General features: G+C 54.7%; 8 protein-coding genes and 2 pseudogenes. 5 read left to right on the top strand and 5 right to left on the bottom strand.

The window, feature by feature from the left end; all coding sequences use genetic code 11:
• From GGR38_RS23630 to GGR38_RS24360, 3 genes and pseudogenes are all read left to right on the top strand, one after another.
• Positions 1–406 (top strand): Mu transposase domain-containing protein (locus tag GGR38_RS23630; protein WP_425497086.1); only part of this gene is annotated, 406 nt, incomplete at its 5' end.
• Positions 403–1,278 carry an IS21-like element helper ATPase IstB gene (gene istB / locus GGR38_RS23635; protein ID WP_183629441.1) on the top strand — a complete coding sequence of 292 codons (876 nt, stop codon included), beginning with the start codon at positions 403–405 and terminating at the stop codon, positions 1,276–1,278. The genes GGR38_RS23630 and istB, both read left to right, overlap by 4 nt.
• A 65-nt stretch (positions 1,279–1,343) precedes the next feature.
• Positions 1,344–1,726, top strand: a pseudogene (locus GGR38_RS24360) (hypothetical protein); the annotation flags it as partial.
• An 81-nt stretch (positions 1,727–1,807) separates the two neighbouring features.
• Here GGR38_RS24360 and GGR38_RS23645 read toward each other — a convergent pair.
• The 4 genes from GGR38_RS23645 to GGR38_RS23660 are packed head-to-tail and all read right to left on the bottom strand — an operon-like array spanning position 1,808 to position 5,871.
• Positions 1,808–3,016 carry a KpsE/RkpR family capsule polysaccharide export protein gene (locus GGR38_RS23645; RefSeq protein WP_246405254.1) on the bottom strand — a complete coding sequence of 403 codons (1,209 nt, stop codon included), beginning with the start codon at positions 3,014–3,016 and terminating at the stop codon, positions 1,808–1,810.
• A gap of 8 nt (positions 3,017–3,024) precedes the next feature.
• A complete protein-coding gene (locus GGR38_RS23650) occupies positions 3,025–3,834 on the bottom strand; it encodes an ABC transporter permease (RefSeq protein WP_183629443.1) in 810 nt (269 codons plus the stop codon).
• A 4-nt stretch (positions 3,835–3,838) separates the two neighbouring features.
• Complete coding sequence (locus tag GGR38_RS24040) at positions 3,839–4,954, bottom strand: hypothetical protein (protein ID WP_221227240.1); 1,116 nt, start codon at positions 4,952–4,954, stop codon at positions 3,839–3,841.
• On the bottom strand, positions 4,954–5,871 hold the full coding sequence (locus GGR38_RS23660; RefSeq protein ID WP_183629445.1) for an FkbM family methyltransferase: 918 nt from the start codon (positions 5,869–5,871) through the stop codon (positions 4,954–4,956). The genes GGR38_RS24040 and GGR38_RS23660 overlap by 1 nt, the downstream gene beginning before the upstream one ends.
• A gap of 101 nt (positions 5,872–5,972) precedes the next feature.
• On the opposite strand from GGR38_RS23660, the gene GGR38_RS23665 reads away from it, so the two are divergent.
• Positions 5,973–6,632 carry an ABC transporter ATP-binding protein gene (locus GGR38_RS23665; protein ID WP_183629447.1) on the top strand — a complete coding sequence of 220 codons (660 nt, stop codon included), beginning with the start codon at positions 5,973–5,975 and terminating at the stop codon, positions 6,630–6,632.
• A gap of 331 nt (positions 6,633–6,963) precedes the next feature.
• Here the strand turns inward: GGR38_RS23665 and GGR38_RS24700 are convergent.
• Positions 6,964–7,103: pseudogene (locus GGR38_RS24700) on the bottom strand (IS110 family transposase); the annotation flags it as partial.
• Between the two features lie 187 nt (positions 7,104–7,290).
• Here GGR38_RS24700 and GGR38_RS23670 point away from each other — a divergent pair.
• Positions 7,291–8,322: an IS110 family RNA-guided transposase gene (locus GGR38_RS23670; RefSeq protein WP_183629449.1), complete on the top strand. Its 1,032-nt coding sequence runs from the start codon at positions 7,291–7,293 to the stop codon at positions 8,320–8,322.
• Positions 8,323–8,722 lie beyond the last annotated feature (400 nt).

Below are 8,722 nucleotides of genomic sequence, written 5' to 3' on the forward strand. Positions count from 1 at the left end.
TGTCGTTAACGAGGCCTTCGCGGAAGAAAAGCTGACCTTGCAGCTCTTGCCACTTATCCCATTCGGCGCGGTCCTCAAGCTTGAGCGCCGGATCAGCCACGACGGCATGGTCAGCGTTGGCGGCAATTATTATTCCGTCCCTGATGCAACCCGGCGACGTGTTGTCGAGGTCCATAACCTGGCCGACGAAATCCAAATCTTCGAAGATGATCGCTTGATCGCCCGTCATCCACTGCTGGAAGGACGCCGACAACGTTCGCTGCTCGATGAGCACAGGCGTCAATCTCGGCCAAAGGAGGATCTGCCGCTGCCGCACGGCTTTACTGGCCAGCAGGTGGCACGCCGTTCCCTCGAGATCTACGCTGCTATCGGGCAGCAGTTGGCAACAGCGGGAGCAAGCGCATGAACTCGCTCCTGCCAGATCCCACCGCGTCGCTGCTCGACCGCATCAAATGCAGTATGGTTGGCCTCAAGATGCCTCGTGCCATTGAAGTGGTCGATGAATGCGTCTCTCGTCTGGACCGGGGCGAAATCACTGCCCTTGAGGCCGTAGAGCAACTTCTGCTTGAGGAACTGACCTTCCGGGAGGAACGCCGCATTCGAACCGCACTGCGGATGGGCCGGGTCAACACCGTTAAAACCCTGGCTGGATACGACTTCTCCTTCCAGCCCTCACTCGACAAGGCTCGCATCATGGCCCTTGCCGAATTGAACTTTGTCGCACGCAGCGAAGTCGTCCACCTGCTCGGGCCGCCCGGTACAGGTAAAAGCCACTTGGCCAGCGCACTTGGCCTGGAGGCGGTAAAGGCGGGCAAAAGCGTTTCGTTCATCACCCTTGCCGACCTGATCAGCGCACTGGCCAAAGCCGAGCGGGAAGGAACTTTGCGCGAAAGGCTCCGCTTTTACTGTAGGCCTTCCCTCCTGATCGTCGATGAAATCGGCTATCTTCCGGTCATCCCTGGAGGGGGCAATCTATTCTTCCAACTCGTCAACGCGCGCTACGAAAAGGGGGCAATGATCCTCACCTCGAACCGCGGCTTCGCTGAATGGGGAGAAATCTTCGGTAGCCCCGTCGTTGCGACGGCCTTGCTTGATCGCTTGCTGCATCATGCCATCGTCATCCAGATCGACGGTTCGAGTTATCGGCTCAGGTGCCACGCAGACCTTCTGCCTGAACACATCAGGTCAAATGCGCAGATCAGCACACCAGCGCCGTTTGAACCCCGGCGCCGTGGGCGCCCCTCAAAGCAGGGAGGCACAACACAGACCAGCAACTGACACCTTATACCGCAACGTGAGGAATTTTACTTTGCCTCTTCCGAGGAAATTTACAGTGCCGTTGACATCGTTCGAACGGGGAGCGCAAATACTATCTCTCGAACCTACCCGGCGATAGGAGGTCGCCGGGGCCATCAAGGCCCGGTGGATCTGTGAGCAGGCCCACCAGCAACTCAAAGAAGAGCTGGGTCTGGACCACTTCGAGGGACGATCCTGGACTGGTCTTCATCGACACGCCTTGATGACGATGATAGCTTACGCATTCCTGCAACATCGCCGCCTCGCCCAAGCGGGGCGGAAAAAAAGAGTCTCTGGACCGCCCCCTCAACCCAGTCTGCCAGCAGTACGGCAAGCCATCCTTGATCGCCTACATCGATCTCAACCAATACTATGCCCACATTGTGGATGTTCTTTCTCCGCAATCCAAATCATATTTCTACCAAAGTAGTGCCAGCAGCATCGAGGCTCTCTGGTTGATAAAAACCTTATTTTGGTGTCCATCAACCGGCTGCAATTCAAAGAGGTCACCTTATAAGCTATGCTCTTTCACACCTGCCCACAGCAACCAGCCGATCGCGTAAGCAAAAAACAGAGCTGCAAACACAGTAAACACTGTGGCTATCCTTTTAGGAAATTGCGACTTTACCGGCATATTCGGTTGGACTACCCGGATGAGATATAGTTGCTTGCGTTTTGCCTCCGCCTTAGCCTGCTCCAGCCTCACCGCTGTGGCGGCGTAGACCTTGGCGATCTGTTCTCGTTGAATTACCAGTTCTTCATAATCGCTTAACCGGGTAGCAACGGAATGATCGGGGCCAGAAATTTTGGCATTTTGTCCAGCAACTTGCGCCTCAAGAGCTGCCACCTGCCGGGCTACTGCCTGATACTGAGGACTGCTATGGCTGATTGCGCCGCTCATCGCCTGCAGATGCGCACGGGCCTGCACCAAGCTGGCGGTTAGTGTGGTCACCATCGACAGCTGCGTTCTACCCGTTGTTTCCGGATCGACATCGCTTTGCCCACGACGATAGTTCGTCAGCCGGGCTTGAACATCGGCTAATTGCTTGCTGGCAGTTGCTAATTCCCGCTCTGAACTGGCAACATTATCCTTGTATGTGCGATCATTTATTGCGTTGATTTGTTCTTCGCCCATCTTCAGCAGTTGGCTACCTAAACGATAGGAATCGTCCGGACGAAACGTATGAACTGTGAGATGGACAATTCCTGTAGTTGAATCCTGCTCAATATTCACTTGCTTGCGATAATATTCTAGCAGCCGCTCCGGGGCTGGATGGGCCCACCACAACCGGCTAATCCAGTCGGTTCCGTCCCGCCTGAACACTGCAGTCAAATTGTCCTCGGTCTGCAATCTGGCCACAGCATCATGCGATAGAAGATATTCCTGTACCATATAGGCGTCGGAACTGGTCTGACTGGCACCAAAATTAAAACCTAGCAGTTGGCCTACATCCGCTCCGCCCGAAGTGGTTTCCGATCGGCGCACAATAAAGTCGGCGCTGCTTTCGTACTGATCGGACGCAACCAACCCATAATAAAGCGCCACAATCAGCGTCGGTAGGACCACTATCCCAAAAAACATGCGATTAGCCTGCATGATGCCCCACAACTGCGCCCAGTATCCCCTTGGATCGCGCCGGCTGCCGTTTTTGGGATTGGGAAATATTATACCGTGCACGAACAGTCTTTCATTTTGAGGTAATAATACGCGAAAAAACAAGCTAGGCATTATGGGACATGGATATGCGCCCGAACGCGGCGAATTTCCAGCAATCCCCAATAAGTTGAGATTGTTGCCATGGTGACCACATACCACGGAAAAAAATAGGCTGACGTTGCTTGTTGAAACTGGCCGTAGCGCGCCATCTCGAACACGCTCATCATCGGATTCCAAGTCATGTAAGGCCGCGTCCAGGCAGGTAGCACTGACATTGTCATGAAAGCACCGCTGAGCGGCAAGGCGAAATAAGACGTCGGGTGGACCATTCGGCCCAGAAATGGGCTACGATATGAATAGGCCGCAATGATAAGAGTCATTGCAAAAGACCACCAGGCAAACAACATGATAGCTCCGAACAAGTACATAGGTCTGGCGGGGAGTTCGGAAAGCCCAAGCATAATGCCCGCTCCTTGTAGGAAAACCAATGCGGAAATACAACCGATGGTCTCCACAAGCGATTTTGCGAGCATGATGTCGAAAGTACTAATCATGCCATGATACAATAGAGGTTCGGAGGCATGCAGTGCGGATTCTGCACGATTGAAAGTATTTCGGAAAATGATGTAGATGCTGTAGCCGGTCAGCATGAACGTATAAGGACTCATGCCGCCATCATTGTGTCCTGCTACCACAGAATGGAGCAAAGTGATGACCGTTGCCAGCATCATCGGCTCTCCGATGACCCATAGATAGCCAATGTTGTCACGCCCGAATCGCTGTTGAAGTTCACGCAGCGCCAGCGCCCGAATTACAGCCGCCTGAGTGGAAAGGCCGGTAATCAGAATTTCCGGCCAGGATCGTGGCATAGGCCTGCTCATAGTATCATTGCCTTTGTACGATCAGAGCGAAGCTGGCAAAGTCATCGTCGTCACAAACCAGATCATCCTCCGCTGCGAAATACAAGGGGGCAACGGAAAAGCCTTTTCCAATCAGGCGCATTGCCCATTGCCCGATTTCGTTGCGCGATAATTCGCGATGATCGGTTGCCGCCGAACTGCTCACCAAGGCATTGTGAAAACGATAAGAGAGGCCGATAATTGCAACTCCACCGATTTTGAGGCGGTTCAATGCCCCTTCGACCCATGCTTGCCGCTGCTGAACATCCGCATTTGTCTTCGGTCCTTCTGGCCAAAGAAGAAAATCTACGAAATCGTCGAACGAGACAGCGCGGGCGAAGTCTGCCGGGTCTTCAACCTGGCGGATGATGAAGGGTTGTTTGCCCAGTTCCGTTTTCATGTCGGCGCTCACAGGTCCGGCCAAAACTCCATCAAGGCCGCTCAGATTCACGCCATAAGCTGGTAATGCTGCCAGACTGACTTGTTCGCGCCAGAATCTCATCACAGCGGCAGGAGAACGCTCCTCGACCATTTCACGCCAACCGAGCGCTGCCAGTTGAGTCAAAGTGCAATCCTGGGAAACAGGCTCATGAATGCTGGCCCCACCGGCATGGATCAGAGCATTGGCTGGCCGCGCGTCGGCGCGCTGGGGATCATGTGCCAATGCCGAACGGGGCGGATCAATGACGTGGTCTAAGTCATCCCCCTCATATTCATGTAACTGCACGTGAACATGGGCTGCCTCAATATCGGTATCTTCAGAGAAATAGCCGTAGAAGGCATAGACCACACCGCGTAGAGCGACAAAGCGGACCTCTACGCTCAAGTCCCCTTCGCGGCCTTCAAGTGCCAATCGCGAGCCGGCAACCAGACTGATCTGCACGTCGTCGGGAGGGCGGAAAGCATGGACTCGCAACGAAAGCTCGCCATGCGAGGCCTTGACACCATTAAGCTGCAGGACATAGCGCGCCGGCCCAGGGCGTACATCGTTGTACATGGTGTGAAAGCAATAGCGGGGATCAGGCGAGCGCCTGCGACCGCCGAAACCCTGAATAGCGCTAGCATGATCGGGCCAATAGCTGAAAGCTTCGACTTCGCGCATTATCGCCGTAACATCAGCATGATATCCTCTTCCGGATTGCTGGCGAGAACTTCTGCCTGGGTCATATCCAGAATTCCCGCCCAAGGATCGACCCGTGCCAAAGTGAAGCCTGGAGCCAACAGCTTGGTCAGAAAGCCTGCAGGATCGCTGTATCGCTTCGGGCAGAACTCAAGCAGGACACTTTTCAGCCGCCCGCCATTAAGCAGGCCCTGCATCCCTGCCCAGACGAACTCCTCAGCCCCCTCGACATCGATTTTGGCAAATTCGATCTCGCGCCATTCTGCTCTGTGATCCAGCCTTGTGCAGGCGACACGCACCTCTTCCCCACGCAAAGCATCGGGCGGTGCGATCTGGCCATCAGCCAGCGTGTAAGCGTTCTTGGGCTCTCCCACCGGAATAACCAAAGCCACTTCGCATTCCGCTTCGTCGCCAAGAGCGGTGGGATGCAGGTCCACTGTTGGCCAAAAGCCATTTATCGAAACATTGCGCCCTAAAAGATCCCTTAGACGGGGATTGGGCTCGAAAGCATGTACTCTACCCTGCGGTCCGACGAGATCAGCCATCAACATCGAGAAATAACCGAGATTGGCACCGATATCTGCAACGACCATGCCTGGACGCACCATGGAGACGATTGCTTCGGTCACCCACATTTCCCAGAAACCGTCCAGCATGAGATGCGGCGCCAGCCCGAAATCATGTGTATCAACAAAAAACTTGTAACGTCCAAGTACCCTGCACAATGACAGACCTTGGCCCATATAAGCGTTCTGGGCCATGGCGCGTATGGCGGCTTCGGTCGGACCGCGCGTCTCGCGCGCGATGTGGTGAACGGAAAGCACGCCGTTCTCATCGCGCACGGGTTCCTTGACGGTCAGCGGGGCGGAGACGGGCCGTGTAAAGTGGCGAAAGACCATGACAGGCTCCTTAGCCATGCCGCAGCGCTTGGTAAATATCTGTTGAGCGGATTTATCCGAGCCTTATAGCGGAAAATCTCATCAACCCGCGCGTGACAAATATGATCGAATTTCACGGTGTATCCAAAACATATCACACCCGCGGCCTGAAGCGCCGAGTGTTTAGCGATCTGTCCTTCCGGATTGAACCAGGCGACAGCTTGGCGATCTGTGGAGCCAATGGCGCCGGCAAGTCCACCCTGTTACGCCTGATTGCCGGGGTAGAGCATCCCACTGGTGGACGTATCAAACGCACCATGCGCACATCCTGGCCGATCGGTTTTACCAGCGCCTTTCAGCCCGGTATGACTGGCGCGGACAATGCTCGCTTCATTGCTCGAATCTATCAGCAGGACGAGCAGGCAGTACTCGATTACGTCAACGATTTTGCGCAGCTGGGCGTCTATATGAATCAGGCAGTCAGTACCTATTCCTCAGGCATGGTGTCCCGGCTCGCCTTCGGTGTCTCCCTGGCCATTAATTTCGACTGCTATCTGGTGGACGAAGTTGCGGCAGCAGGCGATGTTCGCTTCCGCCGCCGCAGTGAGGAAGAGTTGATGAAGCGCCGGGACAACGGCACGCTCATCATGACTTCGCATGACCCCTACATGCTGGAGCAATATTGCACGCGCGGAGCAGTCCTCTACAGCGGAGCGCTCGTGTTTTTCGATACGGTGGCTGAGGCCTGCGAAGTGCATCACGCTTTGCAGATGCGCCAGTAGCCGACCGCAACAGCCTTAGACTAATTACTTCTATGAGGGGTGGTCGTGTCAAGGTGTTCAATGCGGCATAAACTGTTCTCCGTATGATTATCTGGATAGCCTGGTCTGGGTTCTGCTCATGATTAGGCGCGGTGTCCGCGCCCGCTCCAACTTATATTCGGTCAGTGCACGTGGCGACTGAACCAACATCCCGCTTGCTGCGGAGGGGACCCAGGAAGACGGAACCATTCTCACGGGTCGGCATAGAACATGCCCTGCAATTACGCGGTTCGTCTACCTGGTATCCAGCAGGGTCTGCAGGCCCTGTCGGATTTGCTAAAGGTGAGGAGGATTATACTGGTGTTACGATCTCCCCTTCGATCACGACGCCAGCGCTGACGTATTTCCACAGTGCCACAAGGAGCTTCCGAGCCAGCGCGACGATTGTCGGCTTTTCAGTCGCCCACCGTTTTGCAGGACGCGTGCTTTGAACGTAAGCGCCGACGGACCCCGGCCTTGCGCGGGATTGGGGCTGCGTAGATTTCGCGGGGCAAATGGAGGCCTTGCGAGTGGAAGAAGAGCAGTCAAACGAGATGGGGTGGTTGCCGCCCTCCCCAGACGGCATCGAGATGTGCCAGAATAGTGGAATTAGGACCACTGAGCGGAAAGGACGGCAACCGTGTCAAAGGATACAATGATCGGGGTGGACTTGGCAAAGTTCGTATTTCAGCTCCACGCGGCGTCAATGACGGGCCAGCCCAAATTTCGAAAAAAGATGCCGCGTTCAGCCTTCACCGCATTTATGGCCGCGCAACCGCCGGCGGTGATAGTGATGGAAGCATGTGGGAGTGCGCATTACTGGGCTCGGGAAATGATCCGACTTGGCCATGAGGTCAAGCTGATCGCACCTCACTACGTTAAACCGTTCGTGAAGCGCCAAAAAAATGATGCCGCTGACGCTGAAGCCATCGTTATTGCGGCTCAAAGACCAGAGATGCGGTTTGTGGACCTGAAGTCAGAAGAACAGCAAAGCAGCGCGATTTTGTTTCGCGGAAGGGAACGGCTCGTTCACCAGCGAACAGAATTGGTCAATGCTGTAAGGGCGGCGCTGTATGAATATGGCCATGTTGTCCCGCAAGGCATAAATCAGCTCTCTCGTATTGCGGACATTCTTGATGAGATTAACAGCGATTTGCCCGTTTTGGTGCGGGAGGAATGCCGAGATCTGCTGGCACAAATCGCCGAGAAAACTGAACGTATCAATATACGGACCAAAAAGATCAAAGCGTTAGCGGCTGACACTGATGCGGCCAGGCGGCTACAGACGATTCCGGGAGTCCGTCCTTTAACAGCCTTGGCGGTCGAGGCCTTCGCTCCATCAATGGAGAACTTCCGATGCGGGCGGGACTTCGCGGCCTGGCTCGGTCTTGTCCCGCGGCAATTCTCCTCAGGCGGCAAGGAGCGCCTTGGACGTATTTCGAAAGCAGGTCAGGCAGATATTCGCAGATTGCTTATTATAGTTGCGATGTCCCGTCTGAATTGGATGGGTCGTAAATCGATTCCAGAAAATTCCTGGCTCGCAGATATGCTTGTTAGGAAGCCGAGAATGCTTGTGGCAATTGCCCTCGCTAACAAGATGGCCAGAACGATTTGGGCGTTGATAAAAAATGGAAATGACTACAGGATTCCGGCGCAGGTAGCAGTTGCATGATCAGCATACCAACGGGCTTACCTAACGTCGGATGATGGGAGTGTGAGAAGGCGACGACCCGAATGGGCGAAATGAGCGAACAGATCTGGTTCGAGAAAACCAGTTACGAGGCGTGAGCATCCCAGCTCGAAAACGAGATTTGGACTCGAACCGCAGATCACCATACCGGCCAGCGGCTTCTGAAACGCCGCAACAAACAAAAGGCCTGACAGAAGACCGCACTCGATCACTCGCTCTTAGGATCAGAAACTTCTTGCATCACGGGCGGCAACCATATGTGGACGGCTCCCACTTACAAGAGGATGAGAGAGATGGCTCGGCAAATTCGGACAGCGGTCTAAGTGGATTTTCTGCCTGAAGGGGGCCATGGTGGCCGCCAGACAGGAGCAGAGATGAGCAG

Source organism: Novosphingobium sediminicola (assembly GCF_014196525.1).
GTDB classification, from domain to species: Bacteria; Pseudomonadota; Alphaproteobacteria; order Sphingomonadales; family Sphingomonadaceae; genus Novosphingobium; species Novosphingobium sediminicola.